The 18,423-nt window shown below is 46.9% G+C and carries 19 protein-coding genes, 1 tRNA gene and 1 riboswitch; of the genes, 9 read left to right on the top strand and 11 right to left on the bottom strand.

Annotation, left to right across the window (positions count from 1 at the left end):
• Positions 1 to 120 precede the first annotated feature (120 nt).
• Positions 121 to 564, top strand: coding sequence for an SACOL1771 family peroxiredoxin (locus AF331_RS07715; protein ID WP_053427502.1), 444 nt, complete (start codon positions 121 to 123; stop codon positions 562 to 564).
• 101 nt (positions 565 to 665) lie between these two features.
• On the opposite strand, the gene AF331_RS07720 is transcribed toward AF331_RS07715, so the two are convergent.
• From AF331_RS07720 to AF331_RS07730, 3 genes are all read right to left on the bottom strand, one after another.
• Positions 666 to 983, bottom strand: coding sequence for a DUF3243 domain-containing protein (locus AF331_RS07720; protein ID WP_053427503.1), 318 nt, complete (start codon positions 981 to 983; stop codon positions 666 to 668).
• Between the two features lie 124 nt (positions 984 to 1,107).
• Positions 1,108 to 2,145: a ribonucleotide-diphosphate reductase subunit beta gene (locus tag AF331_RS07725; protein WP_053427504.1), complete on the bottom strand. Its 1,038-nt coding sequence runs from the start codon at positions 2,143 to 2,145 to the stop codon at positions 1,108 to 1,110.
• An 18-nt stretch (positions 2,146 to 2,163) separates the two neighbouring features.
• Complete coding sequence (locus tag AF331_RS07730; RefSeq protein WP_053427505.1) at positions 2,164 to 4,401, bottom strand: ribonucleoside-diphosphate reductase subunit alpha; 2,238 nt, start codon at positions 4,399 to 4,401, stop codon at positions 2,164 to 2,166.
• A 145-nt stretch (positions 4,402 to 4,546) separates the two neighbouring features.
• A riboswitch (cobalamin riboswitch) is annotated at positions 4,547 to 4,727 on the bottom strand.
• Positions 4,728 to 5,261: 534 nt separating this feature from the next.
• On the opposite strand from AF331_RS07730, the gene AF331_RS07735 reads away from it, so the two are divergent.
• Both AF331_RS07735 and AF331_RS22730 read left to right on the top strand, forming a co-directional pair.
• Positions 5,262 to 6,032 carry a SurA N-terminal domain-containing protein gene (locus tag AF331_RS07735; protein WP_053427506.1) on the top strand — a complete coding sequence of 257 codons (771 nt, stop codon included), beginning with the start codon at positions 5,262 to 5,264 and terminating at the stop codon, positions 6,030 to 6,032.
• Between the two features lie 93 nt (positions 6,033 to 6,125).
• Positions 6,126 to 6,299 (top strand): hypothetical protein, encoded by a 174-nt coding sequence (locus AF331_RS22730; protein ID WP_162838952.1) that lies wholly within the window; start codon positions 6,126 to 6,128, stop codon positions 6,297 to 6,299.
• 37 nt (positions 6,300 to 6,336) lie between these two features.
• Here the strand turns inward: AF331_RS22730 and gndA are convergent, their stop codons facing one another.
• Positions 6,337 to 7,749, bottom strand: a complete 1,413-nt coding sequence (gene gndA, locus AF331_RS07740; RefSeq protein ID WP_053427507.1) for an NADP-dependent phosphogluconate dehydrogenase — start codon at positions 7,747 to 7,749, stop codon at positions 6,337 to 6,339.
• Between the two features lie 172 nt (positions 7,750 to 7,921).
• Between gndA and AF331_RS07745 the strand changes: the two genes are divergently transcribed.
• Together AF331_RS07745 and AF331_RS07750 are read left to right on the top strand one after the other, a co-directional pair.
• A complete protein-coding gene (locus tag AF331_RS07745; RefSeq protein ID WP_053427831.1) occupies positions 7,922 to 8,767 on the top strand; it encodes a MurR/RpiR family transcriptional regulator in 846 nt (281 codons plus the stop codon).
• Positions 8,768 to 8,824: 57 nt separating this feature from the next.
• Positions 8,825 to 9,760: a nucleoside hydrolase gene (locus AF331_RS07750; RefSeq protein ID WP_053427508.1), complete on the top strand. Its 936-nt coding sequence runs from the start codon at positions 8,825 to 8,827 to the stop codon at positions 9,758 to 9,760.
• A gap of 32 nt (positions 9,761 to 9,792) precedes the next feature.
• Here AF331_RS07750 and AF331_RS07755 read toward each other — a convergent pair whose 3' ends face one another.
• From AF331_RS07755 to AF331_RS07765, 3 genes are all read right to left on the bottom strand, one after another.
• Positions 9,793 to 10,926, bottom strand: coding sequence for a thiolase family protein (locus AF331_RS07755; protein ID WP_053427832.1), 1,134 nt, complete (start codon positions 10,924 to 10,926; stop codon positions 9,793 to 9,795).
• Between the two features lie 163 nt (positions 10,927 to 11,089).
• Positions 11,090 to 11,290, bottom strand: a complete 201-nt coding sequence (gene cspD, locus AF331_RS07760) for a cold-shock protein CspD (protein ID WP_048004281.1) — start codon at positions 11,288 to 11,290, stop codon at positions 11,090 to 11,092.
• 227 nt (positions 11,291 to 11,517) lie between these two features.
• Positions 11,518 to 11,589, bottom strand: a tRNA-Val gene (locus AF331_RS07765).
• A gap of 154 nt (positions 11,590 to 11,743) precedes the next feature.
• Between AF331_RS07765 and AF331_RS07770 the strand changes: the two genes are divergently transcribed.
• Positions 11,744 to 11,962 (top strand): hypothetical protein, encoded by a 219-nt coding sequence (locus tag AF331_RS07770; RefSeq protein ID WP_053427509.1) that lies wholly within the window; start codon positions 11,744 to 11,746, stop codon positions 11,960 to 11,962.
• A 52-nt stretch (positions 11,963 to 12,014) separates the two neighbouring features.
• Here AF331_RS07770 and AF331_RS07775 read toward each other — a convergent pair whose 3' ends face one another.
• The 4 genes from AF331_RS07775 to AF331_RS07790 all read right to left on the bottom strand — a co-directional run bounded on the left by AF331_RS07775 (position 12,015) and on the right by AF331_RS07790 (position 16,426).
• Positions 12,015 to 13,997 carry a TRAP transporter permease gene (locus AF331_RS07775; protein WP_053427510.1) on the bottom strand — a complete coding sequence of 661 codons (1,983 nt, stop codon included), beginning with the start codon at positions 13,995 to 13,997 and terminating at the stop codon, positions 12,015 to 12,017.
• Complete coding sequence (locus AF331_RS07780) at positions 13,990 to 14,499, bottom strand: DUF1850 domain-containing protein (protein ID WP_053427511.1); 510 nt, start codon at positions 14,497 to 14,499, stop codon at positions 13,990 to 13,992. Before AF331_RS07780 ends, AF331_RS07775 begins: the two co-directional genes overlap by 8 nt.
• An 80-nt stretch (positions 14,500 to 14,579) precedes the next feature.
• On the bottom strand, positions 14,580 to 15,572 hold the full coding sequence (locus tag AF331_RS07785) for a TAXI family TRAP transporter solute-binding subunit (RefSeq protein WP_053427512.1): 993 nt from the start codon (positions 15,570 to 15,572) through the stop codon (positions 14,580 to 14,582).
• A 296-nt stretch (positions 15,573 to 15,868) separates the two neighbouring features.
• Positions 15,869 to 16,426, bottom strand: a complete 558-nt coding sequence (locus AF331_RS07790) for a phosphatidylglycerophosphatase A family protein (RefSeq protein WP_053427513.1) — start codon at positions 16,424 to 16,426, stop codon at positions 15,869 to 15,871.
• Between the two features lie 140 nt (positions 16,427 to 16,566).
• Between AF331_RS07790 and AF331_RS07795 the strand changes: the two genes are divergently transcribed.
• From AF331_RS07795 to AF331_RS07805, 3 genes are all read left to right on the top strand, one after another.
• Entirely contained in the window at positions 16,567 to 17,295 is a 729-nt protein-coding gene (locus tag AF331_RS07795; RefSeq protein WP_053427514.1) for an alpha/beta hydrolase, read from the top strand.
• Between the two features lie 93 nt (positions 17,296 to 17,388).
• Positions 17,389 to 17,910: a YjcG family protein gene (locus AF331_RS07800; RefSeq protein WP_048004288.1), complete on the top strand. Its 522-nt coding sequence runs from the start codon at positions 17,389 to 17,391 to the stop codon at positions 17,908 to 17,910.
• A gap of 1 nt (position 17,911) precedes the next feature.
• A complete protein-coding gene (locus tag AF331_RS07805; protein ID WP_162838953.1) occupies positions 17,912 to 18,334 on the top strand; it encodes a GNAT family N-acetyltransferase in 423 nt (140 codons plus the stop codon).
• Positions 18,335 to 18,423 lie beyond the last annotated feature (89 nt).

The raw sequence follows: 18,423 nt of genomic DNA on the forward strand, positions 1-18,423 counted from the left end.
TGTATTTTACCCAATTCGCTCGATTCGTACCACTTTGGATGTGGAGGAGCCATTTCATTGCAAGAGGACCCCATCACCCTATAGTATAGAGAGGAACTACTATCAGAACGGAGAGATATCATGGCTATACATTCATTCTTTATCGATACTGACTGGCCCGGCCTCAGGAACGATGTGGGTACGATGTCCGGCAAGACATTGACCACCGACATCTCGATCCCGCCTGAAATGGATGGACCCGGTGCAGGCACCAATCCAGATGAGATGCTTCTCGGTGCCGCGGCAACCTGCTATATCATCACCCTGGCCGCCATGCTTGAGCGGAGCAACATCAACAAGTTGAACCTGAGGATGACCTCAGAGGGTCAAGTGGAAGTGGAGAAGGGCGTCATCACCTATAAACGCATTCTACACCGTCCTGTACTCACACTCGACCGGCCTACGGATAAGGAATATGCCCTGGCCGAAAAATTGATGTACAAGGCTGAACAATCCTGTATGATCACAAGGGCCTTAAATGGAAATGTCAAAGTGGAAGTATCACCCACGATACAAAACGGATGAACAAACAAGAAACGCACGGTGCTAAGGGCACCGTGCGTTTCTTGTTTATTCTGGGACATATTACGGTAAAGGGGGTGCCTCACCCGCATCCCCTTTTTCATTCAGCCTTCTTGATGAACGAGCTTCACGAGCATGTGAGATAACATATGCTGCTCCTTTTCGTCCCCTGCTTTCCACAGTTCATATAGTAATTTTTCTTCACGGTTTTTCGGCTCTTCATGTGCAGCCAGATAATCCCCGACCTTCTGTGCTGCTTTTGCCTGCTGCTCTTCACCAAGTCCGAGTTTCTCAGCGAGTGATACTTTTTTGCCTAAGTATTGTTTGAAGTGGTCAAAGTTTTCAAGAATATCCTCTTTTTTATCTTGGGACATGCTACCGAGTTTATCTTCTACCTTCTGATCCATTTTCGTGTCTGCCATCTTGATCCTCTCCTTTTCTATTTGTTGGGTGTTTTCCCCTGAACTCCCTGTCTAAACATGGTGATGTGCAGATCGTCGAATATATGGCAAAAGGCAGCCCCTGGAGGGACCGCCTTTTCTTGGATCAGAGTTCATCAAACCCATTTGCATCGGATGTTTTCGTGTATTGTCTTGATTTCTGCTCAAAGAAATCGGTTTTACCCATATCGACTTCCTGATAGGCGATGATCCATTTGAGAGGATTAGACTTGAATCCTTCAAATGGCTCTTCAAAACCGAGTTGCTTGGCCCTTTTATTCGCCATGAACTTAATGTAGGCCTCAAGGTCACTGAACATGAGACCATCCATATGGGTTCCGATGATTTCTTTCCCCCATTCAATTTCAAGGAGGGCCGCTTCCTTGAAAGCTTCTGTACCGTAGCGCTTGAGCTCTTCCGTATCATATTCCGGATTTTCTGCGAGCACTTCCTTGAAGATCTTTTCAAACAATCCGACATGGAGCTGTTCGTCACGATTGATGTAGTTGATCATCGTACTGGTCGCAACCATCTTCTGGTTCCTTGCCAGGTTATAGAAGAAGGCAAACCCTGAATAAAAGAATAACCCTTCCAGGATCACGTCGTATATGATGGACCTGAGGAGTTTATCCACCGTCGGGGCCTCGACGAATTCTTTGTATCCATTGGTGATGAACTCATTCCGTTTCATCAGGATCGGCTCATTCTTCCAGTAATCGAACACCTCATCTTGCACGCTTTTCGGTACAATGCTTGAAAGCACGTAGCTGTAGGAGTGATTATGCACTACTTCCTGCTGTGCAAGGATGATCATGAGTGCGTTCACACTCGAATCCGTCAGATAATCTGCCACTTTCCCAGCATAGTCCGTTTGGATACTGTCAAGGAGAGCCAGGAGGCCGATGATCTTCAGGAACGTCTCCTGTTCTTTTTCAGTCAACTGCGGAAACTGCTTGATGTCTTTTGCCATATTGATCTCAAACGGCGTCCAAAAGTTCCCGAGCATGCGCTTGTACTTAGGGTATGCCCACGTATAGCGCACATCATCCCAGTTCAGGATGTTCGAGCTTTCTCCGTTGACAATCCCAGTTGATTTATTCGGTGCTGTCTCATCCACGAGCACCCGTTTTTTCAATCCTTCCATTTGTCCCATCCTTTCTTATTAGCTATGGCAACTCTCGCACTCTTCAAAGTTTGCAACAGAAGTCGACCGTACATAATAGGTTGTTTTCAAATTCGATTTCCACGCATCCATATGAAGGTTAAGAAGCTCAATCGCCTTGATGTCATTCCTCACATAAAGGTTGAAGGAAATCCCCTGATCGATATGATGCTGCCTTGCCTTGTTCTGTCTGATGCTCCAGTGCTGATCCACATGATAGGCGGTTTTATAGTACCAGGTCGTTTTTGGCGATAGGTCCGGTGCAGTGACCGGGATCTTGTAGTCTTTCTTCTCTTCGGAATATTCCAGTCTGAAGAGTGGATCGATACTTGCCGTCGAACCGGCAATGATGGAAGTCGAAGAGTTCGGGGCCACAGCCATCAGATACCCATTGCGGATCCCCTTGCTTGCCACTTTGTCTTTAAGGTCCAACCATCTTTCGCCTTCATATCCCTTATTCGTGAAGTAAGCCCCGGTATCCCAAGCGGATCCCGGGAAGTAAGGGTATGCCCCTTTTTCTACTGCCAATTCCTGACTCGCCTTGATTGTGTAAAAGGCAATGTCTTCATATAAGTGATCACAGTACGATACCGCCTCATCGCTCTCCCATTTGATTCCTTCTAGTGCTAGGAGATGATGCCATCCGAAGGTACCGAGTCCGATCCCCCTGTAGCGTGCATTCGTCAGCTGAGCCTGCAGGACCGGGATATCGTTCAGATCAATGACATTGTCCAGGAGCCTCACACCGATGGTGACGACGCGCTCCATCTGACCGTCCCGTACCGTCCTTGCGAGGGACACGGATGCCAGGTTGCACACCACATAGTCTCCAGGATTTTTATAGGTGATGATCTTCCCGTCCTTGACTACTTCTTCTTCCATCACTGTCGGGCTCATGTTTTGGGCGATTTCCGTGCAAAGATTGCTGCAGTAGATCATGCCCTTATGACTATTCGCATTTTGACGGTTCACACTGTCGCGATAGAACATGTACGGCGTGCCCGTTTCAAGCTGGGAGATCATGATCCGCTTAAAGATATCGATTGCGGGGATGACTTCTTTGGATAAAGCAGGCTCATTCACGCACTCCCAATATTTCTCCCGGAACGAACCGGATCCTTTTTCTTCATCGAAATGATCTTCAAGGGCATAGCCCATGATGGTCTTGACTTCATGGGGATCGAACAGATACCAGTCCCCTCGGTTCTCGACCTGCTCCATGAAGAGGTCAGGGAGACAGACGCCCGTGAACAGGTCATGGGTACGAAGGCGCTCATCTCCGTTGTTCAGCCGCGTATCGAGGAAGGAGAAGATATCTTTGTGCCACACATCCAGATAGACGGCGATGGCCCCCTGGCGCTGGCCTAGCTGATCCACGGAAACGGCCGTGTTATTCAGCTGTTTCATCCATGGAATCACCCCTGAGCTGACCCCCTTGAATCCTTTGATATCACTTCCGCGACTTCTTACTTTCCCCATATAGATACCGAGCCCGCCTCCGTTCTTGCTCAATGTGGACACATCGGTATTGCTGTCATAGATGCTTCGCAGATCATCTTCCACCGTATCGATGAAGCAGCTCGAGAGCTGCCCGTAGCTCTTGCCTGCATTGGCGAATGTAGGGGTCGCCACGGTCATATATAGGTTTGAAAGTGCCCAATACGCTTCCTCCACGAGCATGAGCCTGTGTTCTTTCGGCTCATTCATAAGTAGCGTCATGGCAATGATCATGAATCGCTCCTGCGGAAGTTCATATAGGACTCCTGCATGGTCCTTTGTGAGATAACGTTCGGACAGCGTGACAATTCCTATGTAAGTGAACAGTTCGTCCCGTTCAGGACGGATGAGACCTTCGAGATGATCCATCTCCTCCTTGCTGTAGGCATTCAGCAATGTTGGAGAATACAAATTCTTCTTTGTGAGTGTCCCGATAAGTTCATGGAGGCCTTTATATGGCTCCATGCCCCTTGCATTTGCGCTGATGGCATAAAGATTCTTCAGATAAAGCGAGGCCGCCACGTATGTCCAATCAGGTTCATTGGATGAGATCCGCTCAACAGCCGACAGGATCAAGAACTGAAGAAGCTGTTTTTCTTCCACTCCCGGCTGATCCTCTGTATACAGGGATACCTTTTGAGTGTATTCCTCCCAGTTCAATGATTCGTGGCTTTCCCGAAGCCCGTTTAGTAGACGTTCCGCTCTATGGGATGCCGTTGTTCCGTTAATGGTTGATGTCATATTAGTATTCCTCCCTATAATTAGTCGGGAGAGGATAAAAAAAGCCCATCCTATCAAGATAGGATGGGCAGTCATAAACGATAGATTCACAAGGCATACTAAGCCAAAGGTAATCCTCGCCTATCCTCCCAATTCCCGAAGAAGATAACACGTACTGATTATGGCAGGTCTCCTGACTTGTGCTTTTTGCCTACTCGAAGGCCTTCCCGTCCGATGGACAGTGGCATTCCTTCTTTCGTTTGCACTTACAGTTGCGGGGACAGTCCCGGAATTTCACCGGGTTCCCTTTTAAGTCGATATCCGACACCACAATCATAGGTTATAAACAATATATTGTTATGAAATTTAAACAAAACACAATATGTTGCGTCTTTTATATTAAACCAACTTTCTACATTTTACAACAGAGAAGCTCAAATGAAAAGAAAGAAAGCAAGATGAATTTATGCCTACAATTATTTTATTCGTTAAATTCCATAGAAGAGCAGAACAAGACAGCGTGTAATCCATCCATATCGGTCCACATGGCGCCAGACTTCCCTTGAGGAAATGCCGTTATCCCTTTATGATGCAATAGAAGGTTGTTTTGACCGTATTCTTAGGTCCCCTATTATTTTGAGCCGTTGAGATGGTACCCCCATCTGCAGCGGCTCCTTTTTTACCCTGAATTCCTTACAGTTATGTTTCATTCACCTGGCCGTCACACGCTTCCCTTGTGATAAACCCGCACTTTTCAAGGCTTCTCTTCTATTTCAAGGGAATTACAAGGAAATTAATCCTCCCAAATACTTTCTTTTTCTTGAGGAATCCTTTAAAATGCCATTTAGAAGCTTGAAACCCAGTTTCGAAAGGAGATCACTATGAATAAACGTTTACTCACGATCCTTTTAGCGGCTATGACCGTACTGCTGCTCGCAGCTTGCGGAGCTAATGACGATAGTGCAAAAAAATCCGATGATAGTAAAAAATCCTCCGAACAGGCAAAAAGCGAGGAAGAACAAGCGAAACAAATGAAAGAAATGCAAAAAAAGATGGACAAGCAGAAAGTCGACAACGATAAAGTCGTCGCCATCGTAAATGATGAGAAAATCAAAGGGGAAGATTACAACAACGTACTATCTTCTTCTCAAATGCAATATCAGCAAATGGGTCAGGATCCAACCTCTAAGGATGCTGCCAAGCAGATCAAAGAACAAACGATCGACAGTCTTGTAGGTCAGACCCTCCTGCTTCAACAAGCAGATAAAAAAGGGTACAAAGCTTCAGATGACGAAGTGGACAAGCAGCTCGAAGAAGTCAAAAAGCAATATGAGGATGATAAAAAGTTCAATGCGGCCATGAAAGATGCCGGATTCACCATGGATGAACTGAAAAATCAAATTGCCGAAAACATCAAATATACAAAATATGTCGATAAAGAAATCAAGACCGAAAAAGTAACAGACGATGAAGTGAAGAAAATGTACGAACAGTACGCGAGCCAAAGCGGCCAAGATTCAAAAGATGCACCAAAACTTGAAGATGTCGAGCCTCAGCTCAAATCACAGCTTGAACAGCAAAAGAAACAAGAACAGCTTGTGAAGCACGTGGAAGATCTCAAGAAAAATGCAAAAGTCGACGTGAAAATCTAATTTCAAAAAGGACATCCCGACGGATGTCCTTTTTTATGTTTCCCACTGAACGTTGAGGGTATTTAACTACCATGACGGAAAGGAGGAACTGACGTGGCAAGAAATAAGAACGACCAACCTGAACAGACGGGTGAAGACCGTGAGATCCTGGATCGTGAAAAAGAACAGACTGTCGACTCCATTCCCTTGGATGACTTAAAAAAAGACCTCCAGGATGAAAAGAAAAAGCACAAAAGCAAAGACTCTTCTTCTAGCGAAGAATATTAAAACAAGCCTGGCGTCGTCGCCAGGCTTGTTTTTCATATTATTTTCTTAGCCAGTCAGTGTGGAAGACACCTTCTTTATCTTTTCGCTGATACGTATGGGCACCAAAGTAGTCCCTTTGTGCCTGAAGGAGGTTCGCAGGGAGCGATTCAGAACGGTAGCTGTCGTAATAGGCGAGGGCACTGGCAAGTCCAGGTACAGGCACTCCAAGCTTGATCGCTGTCGCCACGACTTCACGTGCATCTTCCTGGTAGCCTTCAACGATGCCTTTGAAGTAATCATCAAGGAGAAGATTTGAAAGCTCGCCATCACGGTCATAGGCATTCATGATTTCTTCTAGGAATCCAGCACGGATGATGCATCCCCCTCTGAAGATTTTCGCCAGTTCACCGAGTTTCAGATCCCAACCATATTCCTTTGAAGCAACTTGAAGCTGGGCGAAGCCTTGTGCATAAGAACAGATCTTGCTCAGATATAGAGCTTTACGGATGCTCTCGATAAATTCTTCCTTGTTGCCTGAGAAGGTTTGGTTTTTTGGCCCCTTCAGGATCTTACTCGCTTTCACGCGCTCGTCCTTCATGGCCGAGATGAACCGTGCAAAAACGGATTCCGTGATAATGGAAAGAGGTACGCCAAGATCAAGTGCACTCACGCTTGTCCATTTACCGGTTCCCTTCTGGCCGGCTGTATCGAGGATCCTTTCAACGAGAGGTTCTCCCGTCTCTTCATCGATCTTCGTGAAGATATCGGCCGTGATCTCGATGAGGTAGCTGTCAAGTTCACCTTCATTCCATTCTTTGAATGTTTCATGAAGCTCCTGTGCGCTCAGTCCAAGGACATTCTTCATCAAATAGTAGGCTTCACAGATTAACTGCATATCGCTGTATTCGATTCCGTTATGCACCATCTTCACATAGTGACCGGAGCCGTCCGGACCGATATACGTGCTGCATGCATCCCCTTTTACTTTCGCTGCAATGCTAGTAAGGAATGGCTCCACGAGGTCATAGGCTTCTTTCTGGCCGCTAGGCATGATTGCAGGACCGTATAGGGCCCCTTCTTCTCCACCTGATACTCCGGCTCCGATGAAGTTGATTCCACGCTCAGCGAGCTCCTTGTTGCGTCTCACCGTGTCTTCGAAGTATGTATTTCCTCCGTCGATGAGGATATCCCCTTTATCCAGGTGTGGCAGGATGGATTCAATGGCAAGATCCGTGATCTTTCCTGCCGGTACCATCATCATGATCTTCCTTGGCACTTCAAGAGAGTCGATGAATTTCTCCACCTGGTGGAAACCTGTCAGATTTTTATCCTGATGCTCCTGAAGGGCACCTGCCACTTTCTCTTCTGACACGTCGTAGATTGCAACCTTATATCCACGGCTTTCAAAATTCAGCGCAAGGCTTTTCCCCATGACGCCGACGCCGACTACACCGATTTGTTGTTGTCCCATTTTTCATCATCCTTTCAATTGTATAAACATCATTTCATCATCCATAGTATAATACGAAATAAATTTTCTTGATACTACATTTGAAATAATATTTTTTTCTATTGTACAATAGGTTAAAATAATTTTCATCCATCATCCCTTATAAGGAGGCCTCACCTTGCGGCAAAACGATATACCTCAACATTGTTTACCACGCATCCGGTCCCACTATTCTCAATTCAGCGAAAAAGAAAAGAAAATCGCCAATACTATTATTGCTGACCCTGAAAAAATTATCCATTCTACGATCAGTCAGCTTGCAGAGGATCTTTCCGTAGCCGACGCCACCGTCTTCAGGTTCTGCAAACGCATCGGTTTCAAGGGCTATCAGGCCATGAAGATTTCTTTGGCGGCAGAAATCGTCACCCCCCTCGATGACATTCATGAAACGATTGAAGAAGGTGATAGTGAAAAAGTCATTGCACAGAAAGTGTTCCGCTCCAATATCCGCACGTTGGAAGATTCCATCGCCATCATGGATGAAGAATCATTCACATCGGCGGTTGCGATGATGCTGAAGGCACGAAGGATTGAATTTTATGGAACCGGGGGATCAGGATTCGTTGCCATGGATGCCCATCACAAATTCCTTCGTACCGGCATGACCACCACTGCTTATAACGACTCCCACATGCAACTGATATCAGCATCCCAGCTAACCAGCGAAGACCTCATCTTTTTCATTTCCCATTCAGGAGCGAATAAGGATCTACTGGAGGTATTGGAGGTAGCGAAGGGCAATGGCGTTCCGACCATTGCCATCACCCACTTTGCCAAGTCCCCCATGAGTCTAGGTGTCGACGTGCCTCTGTTCACTTCCTCACAAGAAACCGATTACCGATCAGAAGCACTCGCTTCCCGTATCGGTCAACTGAGCATCGTAGACGCTCTTTATGTGACCATCATGATGAAACGGAAAGATCAGTCCTCAAGGTCACTCCAAAAAATGAGGGACGCCATCTCCGTGAAGAAGATCTGAGTAATGGCATAACCTTCCTTTTCTATTTCATATAGTGAGGGAAGGAGGTGAAGAAGTGTGAAGAATGTATTGATCTTCGCTGACCCGGGTATCGATGATACCCTGGCCATCATGTATACCCTCAAGCATCCTGACATCCGGGTGATCGGGATCGTATCGGGTTATGGAAATACAGCACGTGACAAAGCCGCGAATAATATCGCTTATATCCTGGACCTTGCAGGTCAAAAGGAGATTCCCGTCATCATGGGTGCCACCCGTTCGTGTACGGGGAAAACGCCTGTTTATTACCCTGAGATCCACGGACCGGATGGACTCGGCCCCATCACTCCTCCGGCCACCTTCAAAGGGAGCTTCAAAGAGTTCAGCGAGATCTTCAAGATCGTCCGTTCCTACGACAATGTGTACATCCTGGACCTAGGAAGGAGTACCTCCCTTGCCGTAGCCATCATTCTTGACGAGGGGTTCATCGATCAGGTGTCCAGGTTCTATATCATGGGAGGCGCTTTCCTTGTTCCGGGAAATGTGACAGAAACAGCCGAAGCCAACTTCCACGGCGATCCCGTCGCCAGTCACGCCATCCTATCCACAGTACCGCGCATCAGCCTCTTCCCCCTCAACGTGACCAATCGGGCGATTGTCACATCCTCACATATTGATATGATCACATCCTCTCCTGCGTCGGGTACGGGTCTTACCTCGATTCTTAAAGACGTCCATTCATTCTATGACCGTGCCTATAAACAAAAGATACCTGGATTGCCCGGTCCACCGATCCATGATCTTGTTGCCGCCTCCCTCATGATGAATCCGTCATTCGGCCGATTTCTCGAAAGGGACGTAGGGGTTGAAACGTCAGGACCATTCAGGGGGCAGTCGAACGCAGATTTCCGCCCGGATTCGAAACCAGGCAATCACTCACCAAACATTTATCTCTCCATCGATTATGAAGCATTCATACGTGATTTCATCAGGATCATGAGTGGGATATGAAAGAACCCGGCCATTTTAAGGGCCGGGTTCTTTCATATCCTTTCGATGATCGTTGCGTTCGCCATACCATGACCCTCGCACATCGTCTGAAGGCCGTAGCGCCCCCCTGTGCGTTCAAGCTCATGCATCATGCCCACCATGATCCTGGCCCCACTTGCCCCAAGGGGATGCCCCAAGGCAATGGCTCCGCCATTCGGATTGACCTTGCCAGGATCCGCCCCGATCTCACGCTGCCATGCCAGCACTACGGGTGCAAAAGCCTCATTCACTTCGAATACATCGATTTCGGAAAGTGGGATACCTGACTTTTCCAAAACCTTTTTCGTAGCCGGTATCGGCCCTGTAAGCATGAGCGTTGGGTCTGAACCGACCACGACTCTCGTATGGACTTTGAATCTGGGTTTCAATCCGAGTGAAACAGCTCTCTCCCTGCTCATAAGGAGCAGAGCCGCCGCTCCATCACTGATTTGCGATGAATTTCCTGCTGTAATGATGCCCTCTTCCCTGAACACAGGGCGCAGGCCTCCAAGCGCCACTATGGATGTTCCCGCCCTCGGTCCTTCATCCTCCAAGAACTCTCCTTCACTGAGTTTGATGGCGTGGATTTCCTCTTTGAAGTATCCGTTCGCCCTGGCCTGTAAAGCCTTCTTGTGACTGGCCAGAGCAAACCGGTCGAGTTCATCCCGCGATAAGCCGTACGTGTCTGCAATCCGTTCTGCCGATATTCCCTGATGGATCATTTCATGTTGGTTCTTCAAGTTTTCACTCAGTCCCGCTCCGGCGAAATTCGATCCGATCGGCGTGCGGCTCATACTCTCCACACCCCCGGCAATGACGATATCCATATCACCTGAAAGGATGGCCTGGGAAGCAAAGTGGACTGCCTGCTGGCTCGAACCGCACTGCCGATCGATCGTGACCCCTGGTACTTCAACGGGAAAACCGGCAATAAGGGTAGCCACCCTGGCAATATCACCTGCCTGCTCCCCCGACTGGGTGACACACCCCATAATCACATCCTCTACAAGCCCAGGTGAAACACCTGCCTTCTCCATCAATCCCTTCAACAGATCTCCGGCAAGATCATCGGGCCGTATTCCGGCAAGTGCTCCGTTCCGCTTCCCGACAGCCGTGCGTACTCCTTCGACAATGACAACTTCCCTCACAGCAATCAATCCTTTCTCCCTGTTCATATCCCCATATTACCTGTAAATAGGAGAAATTGAAATTGGATTTTAACTATTCTGTCAATTAAACTTATAAGGGAAGCAGGGATAAAGACACAAAAAAAGAACAGGCCCCGAGGGAGCCTGTTCCTGGAATGTAAAATTAAAGTTTTACAACGTTAGCTGCTTGTGGTCCACGAGCACCTTGCTCGATGTCGAAAGATACTTCTTGACCTTCGTCAAGAGATTTGAAACCTTCGCCTTGGATCGCTGAGAAGTGTACGAAAACGTCGTCTCCACCTTCAACTTCGATGAAACCGAAACCTTTTTCTGCGTTGAACCATTTCACTTTACCGTTTTCCATAATTGTTGCCTCCTACGTGCTTGTGCACAAATTATTACTATTCTTGCGATATCAGGCGAAAAGCAAATCTTGTTCTTCCCTTACATACCGAACAAAAATAATTCTTCTATAGAATAACAGGTATGCGCACATTAATCAAGCCAATCCGATAGAAGTCAGACCTTTATTTTATTTAGGTGGGTTTTTCATATAAAAAGAACGTTTCCCGATGGAAACGTTCTTAGCGATGACCTGTGAGGGACTTGAACCCCCGACCCCTTCCCTGTCAAGGAAGTGCTCTCCCACTGAGCTAACAGGTCGCTTATGTAAGGTACAAATTAAATTATATAAGATTTTCGCTAAAAGTCAACATGTTTTGCGAAAATAATTTTTCTTTTTTATTTATCATGCTTACACACTGAATAAAAGCGGCATTCTGCGCGTAGGCTGTTAGGATGAAGGAGGTCTCGCGTCATGAAGCTGATAGCCCTTTCCCAGAATGAAGGAATCAAGATCGACATCATTTATTTCGACGGTGAGAGCTTTACCAAAAGAAAGATCCTCGTCCATCACTTCACAGAACAAACGGTCGATGCTTATTGCTATCTCAGAAAAGCTCCGCGTACATTCAAGACAGACGGTATCCTGGCCGTCTCCCTCGATTCCCATTCCCTTGAAGAAAGATCCGGGTAGGAAGTAAATGAGTAAAAGACCGGGCACAGACACCCGGTCTTTTACTCATTTATCAAGCTGTAGCTTTCAACACTTTGTCTTCGCGCTTTACGAAGAATTGCAGACCGATGAGGACGATGAACGTGATCAATCCGATGATATCCGTCATTCCTTCCGGATAAATGAGCATGAGCCCTGCTGCAACGGCGAACAAGCGTTCAATGGCATACATCCGTCTGAACCAATAGCCGATGATACCAGCGCCGATGGCGATCATCCCGGTCACAGCTGTGAATACGACCCAAAGCAGTTCAGGGATCGTTGTATCGATCATCAGGAGTTCAGGCGAGAGGACGAACATATAAGGGATGATGAAGGCGGCTATGGCAAGCTTTGCCGCGTTGACCCCCGTTTTGATTGGTTCCCCTCCCGACACCCCGGCCGCGGCGAATGCTGCCAGTGCCACTGGAGGCGTGATATCTGCAACGATTCCGAAGTAGAATACGAATAGATGGGCAGATAGCTCAGGTGCTCCTAAAAGGATGATTGCAGGTGCTGCAATCGTAGAAGTGATGACGTAGTTGGCTGTAGTTGGCGAGCCCATACCCAGGATCAATGAAGCAATCATGGTAAAGAATAGCGTGAGCAGTAATTTCCCTTGGGCTGTATTCGTAAGATCTGCTGCAAGATCAACCAACCCATTTGCCATGGTCAGACCCAGGCCGGTCTTGGTGACCACTCCGACAATGATACCGGCGCACGCTGTTGCCACTGCAACGGATAAAGCGGTCCTTGCCCCGTCGACAAGAGCATCGACGGCATCCCTGAATCCGATCCTCGTTGCTTTTCTGATCCCACTGATCACGATGGTAGCCACAATGGACCAAAGGGCCGCCCTCATGACACTCATCCCGCTTACTAGGAGGATGATGACCGTAAGGATCGGAAGCAAGAGGTAAATCTGTTTAAATACTTCCTTCTTATTGGGCATCTCTTCATCGGATAGTCCGCGTAACCCCACGCGTTTCGCCTCAAAATGGGTCATGATCCAGATTCCCGTAAAGTAAAGGACGGCTGGAATCGCTGCTGCTTTCGCGATATCCCAGTAGGAAATCCCTCCGATGAACTCTACCATCAAGAAGGCTGCGGCACCCATGACAGGTGGCATGAGCTGCCCTCCTGTGGAAGCGGCTGCCTCTACCCCTCCAGCGAATTCTTTACGATATCCGAGCTTTTTCATCATCGGAATCGTGAAGGAACCGGATGTAACGACGTTTGCAACCGAGCTCCCGCTGATGGTTCCTTGCAGTGCACTCGAGAAGATTGCCACTTTGGCAGGTCCACCGACCCTTTTACCGGCAATGGCTACTGCCAGATCATTGAAATATTGTCCTACACCCGTCTTGACGAGGAAGGCACCGAATAGCAGGAATAGGAATATGAACGTCGCTGACACATATAGCGGAGTCCCCAGGATTCCTTCACTTGTAAAGAACATGGTCTTGACGATATCATCCCAATCGAATCCCCTGTGAGCAAGGAATCCAGGCATGATTCTGCCGTAATACATATACAGGATGAATACCGTGGCGATGATCGTGATCGGAAGGCCGACGGCACGTCTTGTCGCTTCCAATACAAGGATCATGGCCGCAAATCCAACGTAGAAATCAAGAGAGGTCATCATGCCGACACGGCTGACGATATCATCCTGCATCAGCGGCCAATAGGCGCCGATTCCGATGGAAATGACCGATAACACCACATCATACCAGGCCACTTTATTTTTCTTCAGATTCTTCTTCCTTGCCGGGAACAGCAAAAAGACCAATGATAGCGCAAATCCAAGGTGGATCGATAATAACAGCTGTCGCGGAATGAACTGGAAGATCGATGCCACTAACTGAAATAATGAAAATGCCAATAACCCATAAAAAATGATCCATTTAAAGAATCCACTCTCCAGCTTCCGAGTAGAAGATTCGGGATCGTACTTTTCAAGCAATTCCCGCTGTTGCTCCTCTGTCAACGTTTCGAATTTCTCATCTTTATCCATTAACAGTCACTCCTTTCCATTGTGCAAATAGTGAAGCCCTCTTCCACTGAAAGCGGACAAACTCACCCTTACCGAAAAATTCTGATAGTTCATATTCGGACTTTCCTATTTTCATACGATGATTGGCGACCACTTGTCCTATTTGAAGATCGATATAGGAAAATCTACGGTCCATATTCGATATAAGATATTTCCCATCCTTCGTCCTACTGAACACCTCATCCCCCTCTGCATCAGAAGGCATGCCAATTGACGTATCTTCATAGAGAAGGGCATATTGAGTAATTTCAGCCCCGTCACCAGGGATCTTATAAAACTCCTGTACTTCGGATAAATGGATCGAGTGGGTATATTGAATTGAAAACTCCCGATCCTCCGGGAGCTTCACGTACATCGTCTTCGCCTCTGTGGAAAGACATACCACCGTCAGCCTTTCCTGAAATGGTACAAAAATTGCAATCGCCACTAAAATAAGGAATCCAGCCAAGATGAATTTCTTCATACCCTTTCACCTCTTGCATCAAAACAAAGGAATAGACCCGAGAGTCAGGCCTATCCCTTTCGAAACATTTGAAACGACTCTTATTCTTCTGAGATTCCTTTTTCATCGAAATATTTCTTGGCTCCAGGATGCAATTCAATGCCCATCCCTTTGAGGCCGTTCTCAGCAGAAATCAATTTACCTTTTGCATGTTTGATATCATCTGTGTTTTCAAAGATCGCCTTCGTTACATCATAGATGACGTCTTCATCAATATCGGCGCTAGTAACGAGCATGGCCAGTACTGCGACCGTCGTAATTTCTTCATCGACTTTACTGTAAGTACCAGAAGGGATCTTATCCTCTGCATAATAAGGATATTTCTCGATCAATTCCTTTGCCTTATCAGTAGAAACAGGAACGATGGTAATATCCTGAGTGGCTGCAAGACCCTCTACTGCACCTGTAGGCGTACCGGAAGTGATGAAGGCTGCATCGATCGTTCCATCCTGGATACCTGTAGTAGAATCATCGAATGATAGATTGCGCGCTTCTAGGTCGTCAAGCTTCATTCCATAAACTTCAAGGATTTGCTCTGCATTCAGTAGTGTACCAGATCCGGCTTCACCGACTGATACGACCTTTCCTTTAAGATCTTCAACCGATTTGATACCTGATTTTTTTGTTGTGACGATTTGGATGGTTTCAGGGTAAAGTGTTGCGATACCGCGTGCATTCTCGACTTTATTATCCTTGAACATCTGTGTTCCTTCTGAGGCATAAGAAGCGATATCGGTCTGAGTGAACGCGATCTCTGTCTTCCCATCTTTGATGGAAGCCATGTTCTCAGCAGATGCACCCGATGTGGAGGCAGAAGACTTGATGCCTGTCTCGTCCTGGATGATCTTCGCGAACGTTCCACCTAGGGGATAGTATGTACCCCCCGTACCACCAGTTGCGATACCGATGAAATCCGTTTTCTTTTTTCCGTCTGCTCCTTTAGAATCATCCCCTGAACCACCGCCGCAGGCAGCAAGAACGAGAGAAACAAGCAGCAGGATAGCTGTACCCAACATTAAACTGCGTTTTTTCAAAGAAATTCCCCCTAATCATTTTCTATTAACGGAAATATTGTAACACAAAATGTAACACAATTGTGATAAAAATTTTATATTTTGATAATGTTCTATAAATTACAACTAGTGAATCCGTTTGCAAAACACTTTATTTCTTCTGATATATAGGACTTTCCGGATGGTTCCCTAGAAAAAAATTGAATAATAATTGTTAGAAACGTTTACAAACTCCTTTACATCAATAAAAAGCTCAATATTGTATATGAAATTTGGCGTGTACGCTTATTCCTTTCTTTCTGTTATATAGCAGAATCTTACCCGATCAGTTCCTCCCCTTCCACTTCCAGCCTTTCTTCAAGCGGTCTTCCCTCTTCCAGATCCCTTAAACGGTGGGCCAGTCTGGAAGAGGCATTCGCCGCGATGCTTGCAACGATGTCATCAAGGAATGTGTGAACGGAACCACCTTCCTTCGTGTCCAGCTTCTGAATGATGCCAATCTTATTCTTATCCAAGTGGCCGAACGTCGTGACCGCAATACTTCCGTATCCAAGGGCTGCCCCAAGGGCAATCGTTTCATCGACACCGAAAAGACCTTCATCGGAGGCAACGATGGACTGAAGGGGTTCAGACAGCATCTTCCGTTCTGCAAGCTGATCGAGTTCGACTCCTACCAGGATGGCGTGCTGAATCTCCCGTTTCAACAAGACCTTCCTGACGCTCTCAAGGCAATCTTCCATTGCAAGGGAAACGTTGTACGGATATTGCATTTGATAGACGATGTCGGCGATATCCTCCAGGGCCACTCCCCTTTCCTCTAACTTTCTGAGAGCTGCTTTCGTTACTTCATTGGATGGTACGGATGTTTTTGCCATTAATTACTCTCCCCTTTCCATTTGTCTGAATTATACCATTTATCAGAAGGTTCTACCGGACTCTCTCATAAAAGCTTTTCTCTTCACTTTGTGATACAATCCACTTGTAAACGTTAACAGAGATAAAGGATGTGTGTAGAATGACAACTGCTAGAGGGACCGTGGAAGAATTGGTTCTATACAGCGAAGCACTGAACGAGGAGATCAAGATGCTGGTCTATCTTCCGGCTTCCTACTCTCCCCTATATAAATACTCCATTCTGATCACCCAGGATGGAAAGGACTACTTCCAGCTGGGAAGGATTCCAAGACTGGCCGATGAGCTTTTGGGCAACGGGGAGATCGAGAATACAATCATCGTAGGGGTTCCCTATAAGAATGTACAGGATCGGAGCCGCAAGTATCATCCAGGCGGAGAAGAGAACGAAGATTATATCCGATTCATCGCCCATGAATTGACACCGAAGCTTGATGAATTGTATCCGACTTACCAAATGGGAAAAGGGCGTGCACTCATAGGCGATTCGCTGGGAGCGACTGTTTCTTTGATGACGGCCCTGAAATATCCGCATACGTTCGGGAAAGTGATCCTGCAATCACCTCTCGTCAACGAATCCGTCCTTGAAGCCGTAAGGTCATTCCCTTCCCCCCATCTGCTGGATATTTACCATGTGATCGGGCAGGGTGAAACCGAAGTGAAGACCACAGATGGTCAAATCAAGGATTTTCTGACACCGAATCGCGAATTGAACCACGTATTCGCAGAAAAAGGCTACACAACGTTCTACGATGAGTTCGACGGAGATCATACATGGAAATACTGGCAGCCTGATCTGCGGAGGGCCCTGACGTTCATGTTCCATAAGTAATGGGCGGTCGCTCCGTTCGCCCTATGTTAAATTTTTTAAAAATTTGCTATACTACTCATACGCACATATGTTTCTAAGGAGGATTGAACGAAAATGAACTATGGCATCGTCATTTTCCCATCTAAAAAACTTCAAGATATCGCAAATTCTTACCGAAAACGTTATGACCCCCATTATGCTCTGATTCCGCCTCACTTGACGCTGAAAAATGTATTCAGCGCTGATGATGAGCATATCAAGGATATCGCCGGTAAGCTTTCCCATATCGCCAAAGAACATGACCCTTTTACGCTGAAGGCGTATAAAGTAAGCTCATTCCAACCCGTTAATAACGTGATCTATTTCAAAGTGGATCCGAACCCTGAGCTGCAGGCACTTCACGATGCCATGCATCACAGGGAATTCATGGGAGATGAGCCGGAGTACTCTTTCGTGCCCCACATCACTGTAGCCCAGAAGCTGAGTAATGATGAGCACTCCGACATTTACGGCTCCCTATCCATGCTTGGCATCGATCATGAGGAAACCATCGACCGGTTCCACCTTCTCTATCAGCTGGAGAACGGTTCATGGACCGTCTATGAAACATTCCGACTCGGAAAGGAAAATCAGTAAATTGCACACTAAAATCGCCTCAACAGAAGAACAACTTCAAGAAGTATTTTCCATCAGAAAAACCGTTTTCGTGGGGGAACAAAATGTTCCTCCTGAAGATGAAATTGATCAACACGAAGAGCAGTCCACCCATTTCCTCCTTTATGACGAGGATCAGCCCGTAGGTGCAGGTCGTTTCAGGATCGTAGATGGGAAAGGAAAAGCGGAGCGCATCTGCATACTTTCCTCTCTCAGGGGGCGCGGCGCCGGCCGGGAAATCATGAAGGCCATCGAGGAGTACGCAAGGGAAATGTCCCTTCCTATCCTGAAGCTAAACGCTCAGAGTCAAGCCATTCCATTTTATGAGAAGTTAGGGTATGAGATCGTGTCTGATGAATTCCTGGACGCGGGGATCCCCCACCGTACGATGGAAAAAGCATTATGAATACAAAAAGGCGCCGGAACTTGGATCCGGCGCTTTTTTGTGTCTGGTTTTGTGTAACGACATTATCGTATAGACTGGAGGTCGTTCGT

The sequence above is a fragment of the Rossellomorea marisflavi genome (genome assembly GCF_001274775.1).
Lineage (GTDB): Bacteria > Bacillota > Bacilli > Bacillales > Bacillaceae_B > Rossellomorea > Rossellomorea marisflavi.